The organism is Roseateles sp. AC306, from assembly GCF_979253795.1.
Map to the genome: position 1 here is coordinate 651,994 of NZ_CEEDEB010000002.1, position 16,764 is coordinate 668,757.

Here is a 16,764-nt window from a genome sequence, read left to right on the forward strand (position 1 = left end):
AGCGGCCGGCACTGTTATCCACCTGAATCAGGGGACAGGCTTAAGCAGCACGAAGCTGGTGACGTCCTCACGGCGAACGACGAGGTTCATGGACTTGGTCTTGTCCGCCTTGGCCAGCTGGGCCTGCAAGGCCTTGACCGAGTTCACCTCGACGTTGTCGACCGACAGGATGAAGTCGCCCTCGCGCAGGCCGGCGCGGGCCGCGGCGCCGGTGGCACCGTCCACCTTAACGCCGGACTTGAGCTTCAGCTCCTTGCGCTGGGCATCGGTCAGGTCGGACACCTTCAGACCTAGCGCCGCAGTCGGGCCGGTGGCGGGCGCCGGTTCCTTGCTGCTCTCGGTGCTTTCGCTGCCCGGCTTCTTGCTGCGCTCGTCCTCGCCGATGGTGACGACGATGTCCTTGGTTGCACCGCGGCGGAACACCGTGAGCGTCGTCTTGGCACCGGGCTTGACGTTGGCCACCAGGCGACGCAGGTCGGCCGCCTTGTCCACCGTCTTGCCATCGACCTTGGTGACGACGTCGCCGCCCTCTACGCCGGCCTTCTCGGCCGGGCTGCCGGCGATCACGGAGCGGATCACGGCGCCCTGCGGCTTGCCCAGACCGATGGCCTCGGCGATCTCCTTGGTGATGTCGTCAGGCAGCACGCCCAGGTAGCCACGCACGACGCGGCCACCGGCGCGCAATTCGTCGGCCACGCGGACGGCGTCGGCGATGGGGATCGCGAACGAGATGCCCATGTAGCCGCCGTTCTGGCTGTAGATCTGCGAGTTGATGCCGATGACCTCGCCGCGCATGTTCACGAGCGGGCCGCCGGAGTTGCCCGGGTTGATGGCCACGTCGGTCTGGATCAGCGGCAGCAGGTCGCCGGTGTCGCGCTGCTTGGCGCTGATGATGCCGGCCGTGACGGTGTTTTCCAGGCCGAAGGGCGAGCCGATGGCCATGACCCATTCGCCGACCCTGGCCTTGTTGCTGTCGCCCATCTTCACGAACGGCAGGCCCGTGGCCTCGACCTTGACGACGGCGACGTCGGAGCGCACGTCGGCGCCGATCAGCTTGGCCTTGAGCTCGCGCTTGTCGGTCAGCGTGACGATCACCTCGTCGGCACCCTGCACCACATGGGCATTGGTGAGCACATAGCCGTCGGCGCTGAGGATGAAGCCGGAGCCGACACCGCGGCGCATCGGGCCGTCATCGTCCGGCGTACCGCCGCCGCGCGGCGCGCCACGGCGCTGGTTGGGCACCGGAATGCCGAAGCGGCGGAAGAACTCCTGCATCTGCTCGTTCATCTCCGCCTGGCCCTCGGGCACCTTGACCTTCTCGGCCGTGCGGATGTTGACGACGGCCGGGCCGACGCGCTCGACGAGTTCGCTGAAGTCAGGCAGCTCACGGGACTGGGCGACAGCCGGCGCCTGGCCAAGGGCGAGCGCAAGAGCCAGCGCCGTGCCAGACAAAAGCAGGCGCTTGCGCGCGATGGGGAGGCGGTTCTCAGCGTGCATGGGAAGTTCCAGGTTCAACGGGCAGAGGAGAGTTGCGTTGCTTCAATGCGCGGGTCGGGAGGCCGCCTGCTCAGGCAGGGCGAGCCCCCAATCGATGATCTCAGGCGGTAGTGCCTCGACCGACATGCCAGTGTCGCGCGAGCCGCCCAGGGACGGCAGCGTACGGCCTGCCGCCGTCTGGGCAAAGCTCATGCCCGCAAGCCCCTGCGCGCGCGGTGTTGTGAATGGTGCAGCAGCGGCGAAGTTTTCCGGCTGCGAGGGCGTGCGCAGTTCGCCAAGGCCGATGGCGACCACAACGAAACCGGCAGCGACGGCGAATGGCGCGAACCAGTCGCGGCGCCGGGGACGCGAGGCGACGCCCGCCGGCATCTGTGCATGCAGGGCGTCGAGCAGGGCCTCGGGCTTGCGATGCAGCGCGGGCAACTCGGCCGAGCGCAGCCCGTCGCCAGCCGCATGCCAGAGCGCCCAACGTTCGCGCAGCGCGGGGTCGGCAGACCAGGCGATGTTCACGCGCGCCCATTCGGCCGCAGTTGCACGGCCGTCCATCACCGCGGACAGCGCCTCGTGCAGCACGTCATTGTCGGAACGGGTCATCGCCACCCTCCCCCGCTCAGCAGCGGCCGCAGCCGCACGGCCAGCGCCTCTCGGGCGCGGAAGATGCGCGAGCGCACGGTGCCGGGCGGGCAGTCCATCAAATCGGCGATCTCGTCGTAGCTCAAACCATCCACCTCTCGCAGCAGCAACGCCCGGCGTTGATCCTCGGCCAGGTCTTCGACCGCCTCGTTGAGCCCACGCGCCAGCTGGCGGCTGGCAAGCAGGGCTTCGGGCGTCGCATCGTCGGTTGGATGCGCGGCGGTGCCGAAAGTTCCCTCGTCGTCGTCCAGGGACTCGACGGACCGCTGGCGGCTGCGGTGACGCTGGGCGGCGTTGATGGCGATGCGGTAGACCCAGGTGTAGAAGGCGCTGTCGCCGCGAAAGGTCGGCAGGGCGCGGTAGGCAGCCAGAAAGGTCTCCTGGCAGAGGTCGGCCACGTCGGCGGGGTCGCGGACGCTGCGCGACAGCAGGCGCTCGACGCGGCGCTGGTATTTCAGCACCAGCATGTCGAAGGCGGCACGGCTACCGGCCTGGGCCTCGCGCACCAGCAGCGCGTCGGTGTCCTGGCCCTGGGCGTTCATGGCTGCACCTGCGGCGCGGCGAACAGGGTCGCGCGCAGGGCGCCCCAATGGGCCGGCTGCTGGCGTCGCGCCAGCGGCAGCCAGCGCGGGCCGGGGCTGGCACGCAGCAGCAGCCAGGCATCAAGATCGATCAGCACGACGAGTTGGACAGCGGTTTCTTCATCGCGATCAGCGTCGGCCAGCCACCAGGCTTGGCCATCCCAGCGCAAACGGCGCGGCAGCACGGCGGCTGCGCGCCAGGCGTAGACGACGGTAACGGGCACGGCCAGGAGCACTGGCCAAGCCGACAAGTGATGGCCGATGGCCCAGGCGGCCAGGCCGCCCACGGCGAGCGCTGCTATCAGGGCCACGACGGCCTGGACAGCGGGCTGGCGCTGCAACTGCACGACGACGGGCGGCGTGCGGCGCATTGCCAGCGGCGCCTAGACCCGCTTGAAGATCAGCGTGCCGTTCGTGCCGCCGAAGCCGAAGTTGTTCTTCGCGGCGATGTCGATCTTCATGGGCCGCGCCTCGTTGGCGCAGTAATCCAGGTCGCACTCGGGGTCCTGGTTGAAGATGTTGATCGTCGGCGGCGCGACCTGGTCGCGGATGGCCAGAGCCGTGAACACCGACTCGATGCCGCCAGCGCCGCCCAACAGGTGGCCGGTCATGGACTTGGTCGAGCTCAGGACCATCTTCTTGGCATGGTCGCCGAAGGCCAGCTTGATCGCGTTGGTCTCGTTCACGTCGCCGAGCGGCGTGGAGGTGCCGTGGGCGTTCATGTACTGGATCTCGTCGGGGTTCAGCCCGGCATTGCGCAGCGCCGCGCGCATGGAGCGCTTGGGGCCGTCGACGTTGGGCGCCGTCATGTGATACGCATCCGCACCCATGCCAAAGCCGACCAGCTCGCAATAGATCTTGGCGCCGCGCTTCTTGGCGTGTTCGTACTCTTCGAGCACCAGCACGCCGGCGCCCTCGCCGAGCACGAAACCGTCGCGGTCCTTGTCCCAGGGGCGGGACGCGGTCGCGGGGTCGTCATTGCGGGTGGACAGTGCGCGGGCCGCGGCAAAGCCGCCGATCCCCAATGGCGACACCGCGCCTTCGGCACCACCCGCCACCATCACGTCGGCATCACCGTATTCGATGAGCCGGCCGGCTTCGCCGATCGCGTGCAAGCCCGTGGTACAGGCCGTCACGATCGCCAGGTTGGGTCCCTGGAATCCGAAGTTGATGGAGACGTGGCCCGAGATCATGTTGATGATCGAGGCCGGGATGAAGAACGGCGAGATGCGGCGAGGGCCGCGGTTCATCAGCTCGGTCTTGGTTTCTTCGATCAGCGGCAGGCCGCCGATACCCGAACCCACGAGCACGCCGATGCGCTCGGCCTGCTCTTCGGTCAGTTGGTCTCCGGTGGGAATACCGGAGTCGCGAACCGCCTGGAAAGCCGCCGCCAGCCCGTAGTGGATGAAGCCATCCATGTGCCGGGCTTCCTTGGCGGGGATGTAGTCCTCGACATTGAAGCCCTTGACCTCACCCGCGAAGTGGCACGCCAGGTTGCTGGCATCGAAGCGGGTGACGGTGGCAATACCGGAACGCCCGGCGAGGATATTGGCCCAACCTTCGGCAACGGTGTTGCCAACAGGACTGATCAGGCCAAGGCCGGTGACAACAACACGGCGACGGGTCATGCGGTACGGATCAGAGTTGCGAGAAAGAAGGCGCTCAGGCCTTCTGGTGCTTGACGGCGTAGTCGATCGCCAGCTGCACGGTGGTGATCTTTTCGGCCTCTTCGTCCGGGATCTCGATGCCGAACTCGTCTTCGAGGGCCATCACCAGTTCCACGGTGTCCAGAGAATCGGCGCCCAGGTCGGCCACGAAAGCCTTCTCGTTGGTGACGTCGGCTTCCGCCACACCGAGTTGCTCGGCGATGATTTTCTTGACTCGTGCTTCGATATCGCTCATGACACTCCTCCAGGAGGGGTTTGCAGAAAACAGCCCAGCATTCTAAGGGCTCTAGATGGGCGCCCCTAAATGAGGGCTCCCGGGCCAAACTTTCGGATGACCTTCGTGCTTTGCACTCCGGTTTCGCCCTTGGGGCGGCCCGGCGGGCTCAGGCCATGTACATGCCGCCGTTGACGTGCAGCTCCGATCCGGTGATGTAAGCACCGCCGGGTGACGCCAGGAAGACGACCGCCGCAGCGATCTCCTCGGGTGCACCCAGACGGCCCAGCGGGATTTGCGACAGCAACGCGGCCTTCTGGGCCTCGGGCAGCACATCGGTCATGTCGGTGGCAATGAAGCCCGGCGCCACGCAGTTGACCGTGATGCCGCGGCTGCCGAGCTCGCGGGCCAGCGAGCGGGTCAGACCTGCCACGCCGGCCTTGGCAGCGGCGTAGTTGGCCTGGCCAGCATTGCCGGAGGCGCCGACGACGGACGTGATGTTGATGATGCGGCCAGAGCGCTGCTTCATCATCGGCTTGGTCACCGCGCGAGAAAGGCGGAAGACCGCCTTCAGGTTGGTGTCCAGCACGGCGTCCCAGTCGTCGTCCTTCATGCGCATGGACAGCGTGTCGCGCGTGATGCCGGCGTTGTTGACGAGGACATGCAGTCCGCCTTCCTTGGCGACGATATCGTCGACGGCGGCCTGGCTGGCGGCAGCGTCGGTGACGTTCAGCGCGATGCCTCGGCCACCGTGGGCGGCGAGCGCCTCGGTGATACCGGCGGCACCGGATTCGGTCGTCGCCGTGCCGATGACACGCCAACCTTCACTCGCGAGGGCCAGCGCAATGGCGCGGCCGATGCCTCGGCTGGCGCCGGTGACGAGGGCAACGCCCTTGCTCGTAGATTCGGTCATGTCAGCCAGCTCCCAGCAGATTGCGGGCTTCTGCAAGTGAAGCCGGGTCGAAGACGCAGGCGGCCTGCAACTCGGCGTCGATGCGCTTGGCCATGCCGCTCAGCACCTTGCCGGGGCCCGCTTCGATGAGGTGGTTCACGCCGCGCGCCTTCAGCGCCTGCACGACCTCGACCCAGCGCACCGGGCCGAAGGCCTGGCGGTACAGCGCATCGCGCAGCGCATCGACGTTGTCGGTCACAGCCACGTCGATGTTGTTGATGACGGGGAAGGCGGCGGGCAGGAACTGCACCGTCGCGAGCTTCTCCTTGAGCCGCTCGGCGGCCGGCTTCATCAGGCTGGAGTGGAAAGGTGCGGACACCGGCAGCGGCAGCGCGCGCTTGGCACCAGCGGCCTTCAGAATCTCGGCGGCCTTCTCGGCGCCGGCCTTGCTGCCGGCGATGACGGTCTGCTTGGGGTCGTTGAAGTTGACAGCCTCGATGGCCTCCCCGGTCTCGGCGGCGGCCTGGGCGCAGCCCGCGCGAACGGCCTCGCCGTCAAGGCCGAGGATGGCGTACATTGCGCCGACACCCACGGGCACGGCTTCCTGCATGGCCTGGGCGCGAAAGCGCACCAGCGGCAACGCGTCGGCCAGGCTCAGGGCGCCAGCGGCGACGAGGGCCGTGTACTCGCCCAGCGAATGGCCAGCCGCAGCCACTGGCGCGGCGCCAGTCTCGGCGACGAAGGCGCGCCAGCAGGCGATGCCGGCAGTCAGCATGACGGGCTGGGTGTTGGTCGTCAGGTCCAGCTGGTCCTTGGGACCGGCATGGATCAGCGCGCCAATGTCCTCGCCGAGGGCGGCGGAGGCCTCTTCGAGCGTCAGCCGGACTTCAGGATGGTCACCCCAGGCGTCGAGCATGCCGACGGCCTGCGAGCCCTGGCCGGGGAAAACAACAGCAAACGGTGCGGTCATCGAAATGAGATTCAGTATTTGAGAAGGGCAGCGCCCCAGGTGAAGCCGCCACCGACGCCTTCCAGCATCACGGTGTCGCCACGCTGTATTCGGCCACTGCGCACCGCCACATCCAGCGCCAGCGGCACGGAGGCGGCCGACGTGTTGCCATGCTCATCGACGGTCACGACGAGCTTGTCCAACGGCATGCGCAGCTTCTTGGCGGTGCCCTGCATGATGCGGATGTTGGCTTGGTGCGGGATGAGCCAGTCGATGTCGGCATCGGTCATGGCGGCCTTCTCCAGCACCGAACGGGCCACCTTCTCCAGCACGCCGACGGCGAGTTTGAAGACGGCCTGACCGTCCATCCTCAGCAAGGGCGAACCCAGAACCTGCCCGCCGGACACGGTACCCGGCGTGCAGAGGATGTCGGAATGACGTGCGTCGGCATGCAGCTCGGTCGCGAGGATGCCCGGCTCGTCACTGGCGCCGAGCACGACGGCGCCGGCGCCGTCGCCGAACAGCACGCAGGTCGTGCGGTCCTTGAAGTCGAGGATGCGAGAGAACACCTCTGAGCCGACAACGAGGGCCTTGGTGGCGGCGCCACTCTTGATCATCGAATCGGCCACGCTGAGCGCGTAGATGAAGCCCGAGCAGACGGCCTGCACGTCGAAGGCGGCGCAGCCGAAAACGCCGAGCTTCTTCTGCAGCAGGCAGGCGCTGGACGGGAAGACCATGTCGGGCGTGGAGGTCGCGACGATGATGAGATCCAGCTCCTCGGCCTTGATACCGGCGGCTTCGAGCGCCCCCAGTGCGGCGGGGAAAGCCAGGTCGCTGGCGCCCTGGTCGGCTTTGGCGAAGTGGCGGGCGCGGATGCCGGTGCGCTCGACGATCCAGTCGTCCGAGGTCTCGACACCATCGGCCGCAAGGCGCTCGGCCAGCGCCTGGTTGGTCACCCGGTCAGCGGGCAGATAACTGCCGGTGCCGAGGATGCGCGAGTAGCGGGGAGTGGTGTGTCCAGAAGCGCTCATGCGGCCTGGGCGGCAGGTGCCGCCTTGTCTCCAGCATCGGTCGACCCTGCGCCTGTTGAGGCCTGCAGCGTGGCGACGATGCGGTCGTGTACCCGGTCCAGCAGCCGGTTGCGGGCGGCATCATAAGCGCGTGCCAGAGCCTGCTCGAAGGCGAAGGCATCGGCCGAGCCATGGCTCTTGAAGACCAGACCGCGCAGGCCCAACAGCGCCGCGCCGTTGAAGCGGCGGTGGTCGACGCGGTGCTTGAACGCCTTCAGCACGGGAAGCGCCAGCAGCGCGACGAGCTTGGTCAGCGGAGTGCGACTGAACTCTTCCTTGATGAAGGCGCCGATCATGGTCGCCAGACCTTCGGAGGTCTTTAGCATGACGTTGCCGACAAAGCCGTCGCAGACGACGAGGTCGGTCGTGCCTTTGTAGATGTCGTTGCCTTCGACGTTGCCGAAGAAGTTGAGCTGGCCGGCCGCACCGGCCGCGCGCAGCAACTCGCCAGCCTGTTTGATGGTCTCGCTGCCCTTGATGGCTTCCTCGCCGATGTTGAGCAGGCCGACGCTGGGCTCCTCGATACCTTCGACGGCCGACACGAGCGCGCTGCCCATGACGGCGAACTGCAGCAGGTGCTCGGCCGTGCAGTCGACGTTGGCGCCGAGGTCCAGCACGGTCGTGAAGCGGCCACGCTGGTTGGGCACGACGGTGGCGATGGCCGGGCGGTCGATGCCGTCCAGCGTCTTCAGCAGATAACGGGCCACCGCCATCAGAGCGCCGGTGTTGCCAGCAGACACGCAGGCGTGAGCCTGGGGCGGATTGCCGTCGCGGTTCTCTTTCAGCTGCTGGATGGCGATGCGCATGGACGAGTCACGCTTGCGGCGCAGCGCCACCTCGACAGGGTCGTCCATCGTGATGACCTCGCTGGCCGCAACGATCTGGCAGCGTGGCCAGGCCGCAGCAGCAGTCAACTCCTCGGGCTTGCCGACGAGGATGAGCTCTGCGCCAGGGTGCTTGTCCAGAAAGGCGCGGCAGGCCGGTAGCGTGACCGAGGGGCCATGGTCGCCGCCCATGCAATCGACGGCAAGGCGAACGGGATCAGGCAAGGTCGCGTGGGTCATCAAGGCAAATGCGGTTCAGAAAAGGCCAAACCCGGCGCTGCGCGTGGCGCAGGCCGGGTCGGCAGATTCGTCGGTGTGCACCGGGGCGAGCGCGGCGCGGGGCCGCAGGCCTTTCAGAGGCCTGAGCGGCTTCAGGCCGCGTCGGCCTTGCTCTTCAGCACCTTGCGGCCACGGTAGAAACCGGTCGGGCTGATGTGGTGACGCAGGTGCACTTCGCCCGTCGTCGGCTCGATGGCCGTGCCCGGGGTGTCCAGAGCATTGTGCGAACGGTGCATGCCGCGCTTGGAAGGCGACTTCTTGTTTTGCTGAACAGCCATAAAATTCTCCGAAATCTGCGGGGTTTGGGTTTGCGACCCCTGGAAAAGTCTCAAGCGGGAACACAGCTCGAGCCCCAGGCCGCAGAAAAGCCCACGAGTGTAGCAGCGAATGCCTTGATCGCCAAGCCAGGCTGGCCAATACGTCCGCCAAGCCGAGCCGGCTCATGGCCTCAGGCGCTGCCGCCGCGCTTAAGCGCCGCGAGTGCGGCGAAGGGATTGGGGCGCTCGCCCTCCCCGTCTTCAGCGGCCGGCTCGTCGATGTCGTCCACATGGGTCAGCGGCTCGGGGCAGACCTCATGGCGGGGCACCAGCGGCAGGGCCAGCAGAACTTCGTCCTCGATGAGCTCGCGGGCGTCCAGGTGGCGCGGCATAGCCAGCACGTCGTCGTCGCTGTCTGCGTCCAGCGCCGCAGCTTCAGCCTCGGTGTCGACGAAACGGATCCATCGGTCGATGTCGACATGCTCCTCGACGGGTTTGAGGCAGCGCTGGCAGGTCAGCGCGACCTCGACCTTTGCCGTCACGTGCAGCCAATTCTGGGCCTTGCCGCCCTTGGCCTGGCGGGTCTCGCCCAGCAGGCCCCAATGCAGCGCCGGCCAGCCTTGCGCAGGCGCGTCGGGCGCGGCGGACTCAGCCAGCCTCTCCAAGGACGCGGCGGGCCAGTCGCCCTCCAGGCTGGCACCGTCGTGGATGAAGGCAGCGAGATCGAGCTTCTCGGGAACAAAGGCGCGCGGTTTCATACCGCCAAGTTTAGGCGGGCGAGAATGATCCGATGCCCCAGTTGATCCTCGCCTCGACATCCCGCTACCGCCAGGAATTGCTGGCCCGGCTGCGCCTCCCCTTCGAAGCGGTGGCGCCGGAGGTCGACGAGACCGCCCTGCCCGGAGAAGCCCCCGCGGCACTGGCAGAGCGGCTGGCGCTGGCCAAGGCCCGGGTCGTGGCGGCGCGCTTCCCCGGCGCCATCGTCATCGGCTCGGACCAGGTGGCCGATTTGGATGGAGAAGCTATCGGCAAGCCCGGCACGCACGAAGCCGCCGCGGCTCAGCTGCGCCGCATGAGCGGCCGCGACGTGGTCTTCCAGACCGCCGTGGCCATCGTCGCGCCCGGCCTGGCGGCCATCGAGCGGACCGCGGTGCGCGTGCGCGTGCGCGAGTTGAGCGACGCCGCCATCGAGGCCTATCTGCGCGCAGACCAACCCTATGACTGCGCCGGCAGCGCCAAGGTCGAAAGCCTGGGCATCGCGCTGCTGGACGCGGTCGAATCCGACGACCCGACCGCGCTGATCGGTCTGCCCTTGATTCGCACCTGCGCCCTGCTGCGCCGCGCCGGCCTGGAGCCCCTCGCATGACCCTTGGAAAACTGATCCTGATGCCCAACACGCTGGACTTCGGCGTGGACGATTCGCTGGACCTGCGCGAGGTGCTGCCGCAGCGCGTCATCGAAACGGCAGCGCGGCTGACGCACTGGGCCGCCGAGAACGCGAAAACGACGCGCTCGCTGCTCAAGCGTGTCGACGCCGTTGCACCGCTGGTGCAGCCGCTACAGGCCATGCAGATTGCCGAACTGCCCCGCCCACCCAAGGGCGGCAGGGGCGGCGGCGATGACGCGACCGCGTGGCTTGCGCTGCTGGACCCGGTGCATGCCGGACATGACCTGGGCCTGATCTCCGAGGCCGGCCTGCCCGCAGTGGCGGACCCCGGCGCGCGACTGGTGGCGCTGGCTCACGAGGCGGGCATCGACGTGGTGCCACTCTCCGGGCCCAGCTCCTTGCTGCTGGCGCTCGCGGCCAGCGGCCTGAACGGCCAGAGCTTCGCGTTCGTCGGCTATTTGCCGGTGGACGCCAGCGCGCGCACGGCACGCATTCGCGAGTTGGAGGCGCTGTCCGCCAAGTCCCAGCAGACCCAGTTGCTCATCGAGACGCCCTACCGCAACGAAGCGCTGAACCAGGCCTTGCTGGCCACGCTGAAGCCCGCCACGCGGCTGTCAATCAGCGTCGGCCTGACCTTGCCCGGCGGCTGGACACAGACCGCCACGGTGGCCGACTGGCGCATCAATCGCACGAAGTTGTCCGACCGCATCCCTGCGGTCTTCTCGCTGCTGGCCTGAGCCCGTGGTTTAAGACTCGGCCTCAGCCGGCTTCTTCGCGCCGAACAGCGCCGCGACCTGCTTCTTGGGCTTGATGTAGCTCGACAGCCCCTTGACCGGCGTGGCGCCCTTGGCCTTCTCCCAGGCCGGTGGCTCGTCGCGCGAGCTCGATTCGTAGGGCTTGTTGAAGAAGGGGTCACCGGACGGCGCCGGCGTGCGCAGGGCCGGGCTGGTCGTGCGAGCGGGGCGATCCGTACGCTCCGTACGCTCCACACAATCCGGCACATCCTCTCGCGGGCGACGCTCGAAGCGCGGCTTCTCGCCTTCCAGCTCGAAGGGGTCGAGCTCAATCTTGCGCTTGATCAGCTTCTCGATGTCCGCCACCAGGCGGGCATCCGACTTCGTCACCAGAGTCACAGCCAAGCCCGACGCGCCCGCCCGACCCGTGCGGCCGATGCGGTGGACGTAGTCCTCGGCGTTGAACGGCACGTCAAAGTTGAAGACGGCCGGCAGGTCGGCAATGTCCAGACCCCGGGCGGCCACGTCGGTTGCCACCAGCAGATCGACATCGGCGCGCTTGAAGGCGTCGAGCGACTTCAAGCGCTCGTCCTGCGACTTGTCGCCATGCAGGGCCGCTGTGCGCAGGCCGTCGCGCTCAAACGTGCGAGCGAGGCGGGCCGCGCCCAGCTTGGAGTTCACGAAGATGATGGCCTGCGTGATCGAGCGATCCTTGAGGATCTGCTTCACCACCGCACGCTTGTCATCGTCCGTGCAGGCGATGAAGCGCTGTTCGACGTTGGTCGCGGTCTGGTTGGGCCGGGCCGTCTCCACAAGGATGGGGTCTTGCAGATAGCTCTGCGCCAACCGCTTGATCTCAGGCGAGAACGTTGCCGAGAACAGCAGCGTCTGGCGCGTCTTGGGCAGGTAGCTGAGGATGCGCTGCAGGTCGGGCAGGAAGCCGATGTCCAGCATGCGATCGGCCTCGTCGAGCACAACGTACTCGACCTGGTTCAGCACGCAGTTCTTGGCTTCGATGTGATCGAGCAGGCGGCCGGGCGTAGCGATCAGCACCTCGACACCGGCCTTGAGAGCGGCCGTCTGCGGCTTCATGTCGATGCCGCCGAAGACGACGACCGAGCGCAAGTTGGTGTGCTTGGCGTATTTCTTGACGTTCTCTGCGACCTGGTCCGCCAGCTCGCGCGTCGGCGCCAGCACCAGGGCCCGCACCGGGTGCCGAGCCGGCGACACGCTCGGGTTCTCGTGCTTGAGCATGCGCTGCAGCAGCGGGATCGAGAAGGCGGCAGTCTTGCCGGTGCCGGTCTGCGCAGCACCCATGACGTCCTTGCCGGCCAGCACGATCGGAATCGCCTTGGCCTGGATGGGCGTCATCGTCAGGTACCCGGAATCCGTGACGGCACGGATCAGCTTGGGATCCAGGGGAAGGGTGTCAAAACGAGCCGGCGGCGCGTTCTCGATTTCCGGAGAATCCTGCGATTCGGGCAGAGGGGCGTTTTCACTCATAGCCGCCGATTATCGCCGGCAAGGGTCTTTCGCGTGTTTCAGCGGTTCACGACCAGCCATTTGGGGGTTTTGAAGCGGACGATGCGGCGGTACAGCGCGACGTAGGTGACGCCGAAAAGCACCATGCAGGCGGCGATCAGTGGGGTGGAGTCCCAAAACGCTAGCGCGGGTACCAGCGATGTCACACAGAGCATCCACAGGTAGGGAGCGGTCATGGAGTTGCGACGCGTCATCGCTCGGGCGTCCCGAGCGCCGATGGCCCAGCGCATCAGGCGGCGGTAGATCAGGGAGTGAAGGTGAATGCCGTCAGGTAGGCCAGTCGGCACGGCCCGGATGACCTTGCGCCGGTACATCGAAAACAGGGTCTCGAATACAGGATATACGCAGACCATCAGCGGGAAAAGCGGCGACACCTCGGCATTGCGGGCGATCAGCAGGATGCCGATCTCAGCGAGGTAGAAGCCTAGGAAATAGGCGCCGCCGTCACCAAGGAAAATCAGGCCGGCTGGGAAATTCCAGACGAAGAAGCCAAGCGCCGCGCCCACGCCAGCCAGGGCCCACAAGGCGAGCGGAATGTCGCCCACCTGGTAGGCTACATAGGCGAAAACCAACAACATCAGGCTGACGCACATGGACGACAGACCGTTGAAGCCGTCGATAATATTGACGGAGTTGGCGACGCCTGCCACGGTAAACGCAGTTGCAATCCACGCACCCACCGCAGTAGAAACCAACCAATCAAGGCCAGGCACATCAGTTTTGGTGATCGTCGCGTCAAGCAACCAGATGCCGAGTGCAGCGGAAATGACGGTCGCTAACAGCCGCTTTGCCGGAGAAACGCGCTTAGTAAGATCCTCGGTCAGTCCGGCAAGAAAGGCCGGCAGGCCGCAGATCATCAACAGCGCGCCAAATTTCCAATCCGGATGCTTGGCAAAGGCCGCTACACCAATGCAACAGGCTAAGCCAGTGAACATTCCCATTCCACCAATCCGCGGAACCGGGGTGGCATGAAACTTTTGCGGGCCAGATAGGTCTGTATCGGCCGACAAATGCGCATGGCTGCGCGAGGAGTGGATGACCAGCAGCGTCACCATCGCGGCCACAAAGAAGGACACCAGGAGATAGAGCATCGGGCGAAGTGTAATGAGCCGCTGCGCCCGCTCTAGAATCCGCGACCTTTTCCCTAGGCGCTTCTCGTCGCCTGGCACGCCGTCTATGACCCACCCATCAAGGAATTCCTTGCGCCGGCATTCTCTTACCGGCCTGTTGGCCGGCGCCTTGCTTGCCTGCATAACTCCAGCCCATGCGGCGCCTCAAACAGCGGATACCGAAAGTCAAAACACCGCCGTTCAGGGACCGATACGTCTCGGTGCCAGTCCATCGCGCGCTGCGGGATCGAACGATGAATTCGGCGCAGGTCGATCCGTCGCTGGAGATGACGCCTTGATTGATCCGCGACAACGCGTACCGATGCCAAGGGTGCCCAGCGAATTCGAGGCTTATGCTAGCGAGCTTGCAGGCACGCCAATCCAGCGCTTGGGTAGCGACCTGATGGCGCCAGCACGCAACGGTGCCGCTGTCGAAGCCAACCGTCAGGTACCCGCCGACTATATGGTCGGCCTCGGCGATGAAATCCAGCTGACTCTATGGGGGTCGGTCGACGCAGATCTGCGGCTTACTGTCGATCGTTCAGGCAGCATCATCATTCCGCGCGTTGGCCCCGTTGTTGTCGCAGGCCTGAAGCAAGCTGACCTCAACGATCTGCTCAGTCGGAGGGTAGGTCAGGTATTTAAGAATTTTCAGCTTAGTGCAACGCTAGGTCGCCTGCGCAGCATTCGATATTACGTAACCGGATTCGTCGCCAAGCCGGGCGCCTACAGCGTTAGCAGCCTTGCAACCGTCATGACTGGACTAACACAGTCAGGGGGACCGTCGGCTGCAGGCAGCTTCCGCAATATCGAATTGCGCCGCAATGGTCAGGTTGCTGGCCGTTTCGATCTCTATGACCTTCTGGTGCGAGGCGACAAGAAGGGCGACTTGTCGCTTCAGGCAGATGACGTTCTCTATGTCGGCCCTATCGGCCCGCAGGTTGCACTGATTGGGAGCGTGAATCAGCCGGCAATCGTGGAACTCTCTGGCAGTGAAACGGTCAATGATGCACTGCGCTATGCGGGCGGACTGTCCACAGTGGCCGACAGGAGCCGAGTTGCCATAGAGCGTCTGAGCGAGCGCAATGACCGTCGAGTGGTGGAACTGCGTATGCCGCAAGACGGTACCCAGCGCGTGAGCAATGGCGACGTACTGCGCGTATTCAATGGCGTTGTTGCGGCGCTGCCGCAGGCAAAACAGTACAAGCGCATCCGCGTCGAAGGAGAGGTCGCACTTCCCGGTGACTATGTACTGCCGCCGGCCAGCACGTTGACGGACGCGTTGAAAGCGGCGGGCGGACTCACCCCGCATGCGTATCTGTTCGGAACCGACTTGTCACGTGCGAGTGTTCGCAGGGTTCAGGAGGTGCAATATGACCGAGCCCTGCGTGACCTAGAGACTGACTTCACGCGCAACACCTCGACACAGCGGGTGGCCAATGCAGAAGACGCTGCTGCGCAGAATCAAAAGCAGGCAGGCACAACCCGCCTCATTGAACGTTTGCGAGCCGTTCGGCCGAGCGGCCGACTAGTGCTCGACTTGACTGCATCGTCACGAGAGTTGCCCGCATTGGAGATTGAGGACGGTGATCGTCTTTACATTCCCGCTCACTCCAGCACCGTCGGCGTGTTCGGCAGTGTTTTCAATGGCGGCAGCTATCTTCTCAAGCCGGGGGCATCTATAGAGGACGTTCTGAAATTGGCCGGGGGGCCAACGCGGGGTGCGGATGTCAGCAGCGTCTTCGTGATTCGCGCCAATGGCACGGTCGCAAGCACCCTACAGGGTCGCAGCGGCTGGCTATCTTTCGGTTCGAACATGGCTGGCTTGCAGGCATTGCCGGGAGACACAGTGTTTGTGCCGGAGGAAATGAACAAGACCACGTTCATCCAGGAGGCAAAGGAATGGACCCAGATCCTGTATCAGTTCGGCTTGGGTGCAGCGGCCTTGAAGACCATTCGACAGTGACCTCTCTGGAGAGCCATTTGACTTCGCGCAACTCAACCGACGCAACGCTGCCGGAACAGTCCTCCCTCAATGACGATCTCGATCTGCAAGCCATCGCCCAAACATTGCACGCTCGCTGGCGCCTGCTGCTGTTAGCACCCACGGCGCTGAGCGGCTTGGCATTGGCGATCAGTTTTCTGATCCCTCCCACGTTCACCGCAAGAACAATCTTCCTGCCGCCCCAACAACCGCAGAGTGCAGCGGCGTCCGCATTGGCCTCGCTGGGCGCCTTATCCGGGTTGGCAGGCAGCGTGGCTGGCATCAAGAGCCCTGCGGAACAATACTTGTCCTTTATGCAGAGTGTCAACGTGCGAGATCCAATCATCGACAGGTTCAAGCTCATGGACTTGTATGACGTTAAATATCGCTTCCTGGCACGAAAGCGCCTCGATGAAGACGTTCGAATCTCACTTGGCAAGAAGGATGGCTTAATCACAGTGGAGGCAGATGCAGGATCTGCCCAGTTGGCGGCGGATCTTGCAAATCAGCATGTGGCAGAACTGCGCAGGCTTTCGAGTCAACTCGTGCTGACAGAGGCGCAACAGAGACGGGTTTTCTTTGAGTCCGAACTGAAGCGCACACGGCAACAACTCGATGAAGCGCAGCGCAATTTGCAAGGCAGCGGGTTCAACCCTGGCGCACTGAAGGCCGAACCTAAGGCCGCCGCAGAAGCTTATGCGCGACTGAAGGCCGAAGTTGTGGCCGCTGAAGTGAGAATCCAGTCGCTTCGCACGGTGATGGCCGAGTCGGCACCTGAGGTCAGGCAACAGATTGCATTGGTGAACAGCTTGCGCGCGCAACTCTCGAAGCTGGAATCCTCCGACAACGGCGCCGCGGGTGCCGACTACATCAGCAGCTATCGCGACTACAAATACCAAGAGACGCTGATGGAGTTGTTTGCTCGCCAGTACGAACTTGCGCGACTGGACGAAGCGCGCGAGGGTGCTTCGATCCAGGTCATTGACGTCGCCCAGCCGCCAGAGCGAAAAAGTAAGCCCAAGCGCGCGGTAATTGCCGTCACGGTGTGGCTCGTCGCGCTTGCAGCAGTCAGTGTGGGACTGGTGGCCGCACGTCGCCGCAAGGCCTGAGCGGCCAGGCCAGCGGGGAACTTGGGGCGCGGGATT

General features: G+C 65.4%; 18 protein-coding genes. 4 read left to right on the top strand and 14 right to left on the bottom strand.

What is annotated here, in order from left to right:
* Nucleotides 1-27 precede the first annotated feature (27 nt).
* From AC0IZJ_RS07665 to AC0IZJ_RS07720, 12 genes are all read right to left on the bottom strand, one after another.
* Nucleotides 28-1,497, bottom strand: coding sequence for a Do family serine endopeptidase (locus tag AC0IZJ_RS07665; protein WP_471848281.1), 1,470 nt, complete (start codon nucleotides 1,495-1,497; stop codon nucleotides 28-30).
* Between the two features lie 42 nt (nucleotides 1,498-1,539).
* A complete protein-coding gene (locus AC0IZJ_RS07670; protein ID WP_471848283.1) occupies nucleotides 1,540-2,091 on the bottom strand; it encodes a sigma-E factor negative regulatory protein in 552 nt (183 codons plus the stop codon).
* The gene (locus tag AC0IZJ_RS07675; protein WP_471848285.1) at nucleotides 2,088-2,672 is read right to left on the bottom strand and encodes a sigma-70 family RNA polymerase sigma factor; all 585 of its coding nucleotides are present in this window, start codon (nucleotides 2,670-2,672) and stop codon (nucleotides 2,088-2,090) included. Before AC0IZJ_RS07675 ends, AC0IZJ_RS07670 begins: the two co-directional genes overlap by 4 nt.
* The gene (locus AC0IZJ_RS07680) at nucleotides 2,669-3,082 is read right to left on the bottom strand and encodes a hypothetical protein (protein ID WP_471848287.1); all 414 of its coding nucleotides are present in this window, start codon (nucleotides 3,080-3,082) and stop codon (nucleotides 2,669-2,671) included. Before AC0IZJ_RS07680 ends, AC0IZJ_RS07675 begins: the two co-directional genes overlap by 4 nt.
* Before the next feature lie 12 nt (nucleotides 3,083-3,094).
* The gene (fabF, locus tag AC0IZJ_RS07685; RefSeq protein ID WP_471848289.1) at nucleotides 3,095-4,339 is read right to left on the bottom strand and encodes a beta-ketoacyl-ACP synthase II; all 1,245 of its coding nucleotides are present in this window, start codon (nucleotides 4,337-4,339) and stop codon (nucleotides 3,095-3,097) included.
* A gap of 34 nt (nucleotides 4,340-4,373) precedes the next feature.
* Entirely contained in the window at nucleotides 4,374-4,613 is a 240-nt protein-coding gene (acpP, locus tag AC0IZJ_RS07690) for an acyl carrier protein (RefSeq protein WP_056204266.1), read from the bottom strand.
* A 148-nt stretch (nucleotides 4,614-4,761) separates the two neighbouring features.
* Entirely contained in the window at nucleotides 4,762-5,505 is a 744-nt protein-coding gene (gene fabG, locus AC0IZJ_RS07695; RefSeq protein ID WP_471848292.1) for a 3-oxoacyl-ACP reductase FabG, read from the bottom strand.
* A gap of 1 nt (nucleotide 5,506) precedes the next feature.
* Nucleotides 5,507-6,454: an ACP S-malonyltransferase gene (gene fabD / locus AC0IZJ_RS07700; RefSeq protein WP_471848294.1), complete on the bottom strand. Its 948-nt coding sequence runs from the start codon at nucleotides 6,452-6,454 to the stop codon at nucleotides 5,507-5,509.
* Between the two features lie 11 nt (nucleotides 6,455-6,465).
* A complete protein-coding gene (locus AC0IZJ_RS07705) occupies nucleotides 6,466-7,464 on the bottom strand; it encodes a beta-ketoacyl-ACP synthase III (RefSeq protein ID WP_471848296.1) in 999 nt (332 codons plus the stop codon).
* Nucleotides 7,461-8,567, bottom strand: a complete 1,107-nt coding sequence (plsX, locus tag AC0IZJ_RS07710; protein ID WP_471848298.1) for a phosphate acyltransferase PlsX — start codon at nucleotides 8,565-8,567, stop codon at nucleotides 7,461-7,463. The genes AC0IZJ_RS07705 and plsX overlap by 4 nt, the downstream gene beginning before the upstream one ends.
* Before the next feature lie 131 nt (nucleotides 8,568-8,698).
* The gene (gene rpmF, locus AC0IZJ_RS07715) at nucleotides 8,699-8,884 is read right to left on the bottom strand and encodes a 50S ribosomal protein L32 (RefSeq protein ID WP_471848300.1); all 186 of its coding nucleotides are present in this window, start codon (nucleotides 8,882-8,884) and stop codon (nucleotides 8,699-8,701) included.
* A 170-nt stretch (nucleotides 8,885-9,054) separates the two neighbouring features.
* The gene (locus AC0IZJ_RS07720; RefSeq protein ID WP_471848302.1) at nucleotides 9,055-9,621 is read right to left on the bottom strand and encodes a YceD family protein; all 567 of its coding nucleotides are present in this window, start codon (nucleotides 9,619-9,621) and stop codon (nucleotides 9,055-9,057) included.
* A 32-nt stretch (nucleotides 9,622-9,653) separates the two neighbouring features.
* On the opposite strand from AC0IZJ_RS07720, the gene AC0IZJ_RS07725 reads away from it, so the two are divergent.
* Nucleotides 9,654-10,229, top strand: coding sequence for a Maf family nucleotide pyrophosphatase (locus tag AC0IZJ_RS07725; RefSeq protein ID WP_471848304.1), 576 nt, complete (start codon nucleotides 9,654-9,656; stop codon nucleotides 10,227-10,229).
* Nucleotides 10,226-10,987, top strand: a complete 762-nt coding sequence (locus AC0IZJ_RS07730; protein ID WP_471848306.1) for an SAM-dependent methyltransferase — start codon at nucleotides 10,226-10,228, stop codon at nucleotides 10,985-10,987. The genes AC0IZJ_RS07725 and AC0IZJ_RS07730 overlap by 4 nt, the downstream gene beginning before the upstream one ends.
* A gap of 9 nt (nucleotides 10,988-10,996) precedes the next feature.
* Here the strand turns inward: AC0IZJ_RS07730 and AC0IZJ_RS07735 are convergent, their stop codons facing one another.
* Nucleotides 10,997-12,487, bottom strand: coding sequence for a DEAD/DEAH box helicase (locus tag AC0IZJ_RS07735; protein WP_471848308.1), 1,491 nt, complete (start codon nucleotides 12,485-12,487; stop codon nucleotides 10,997-10,999).
* Nucleotides 12,488-12,525: 38 nt separating this feature from the next.
* Nucleotides 12,526-13,617 carry an MraY family glycosyltransferase gene (locus AC0IZJ_RS07740; RefSeq protein WP_471848310.1) on the bottom strand — a complete coding sequence of 364 codons (1,092 nt, stop codon included), beginning with the start codon at nucleotides 13,615-13,617 and terminating at the stop codon, nucleotides 12,526-12,528.
* 85 nt (nucleotides 13,618-13,702) lie between these two features.
* Here AC0IZJ_RS07740 and AC0IZJ_RS07745 point away from each other — a divergent pair, with 85 nt between their 5' ends.
* Together AC0IZJ_RS07745 and AC0IZJ_RS07750 are read left to right on the top strand one after the other, a co-directional pair.
* Nucleotides 13,703-15,601 (top strand): SLBB domain-containing protein, encoded by a 1,899-nt coding sequence (locus AC0IZJ_RS07745; RefSeq protein ID WP_471848312.1) that lies wholly within the window; start codon nucleotides 13,703-13,705, stop codon nucleotides 15,599-15,601.
* A gap of 17 nt (nucleotides 15,602-15,618) precedes the next feature.
* Complete coding sequence (locus AC0IZJ_RS07750; RefSeq protein WP_471848314.1) at nucleotides 15,619-16,728, top strand: Wzz/FepE/Etk N-terminal domain-containing protein; 1,110 nt, start codon at nucleotides 15,619-15,621, stop codon at nucleotides 16,726-16,728.
* Nucleotides 16,729-16,764 lie beyond the last annotated feature (36 nt).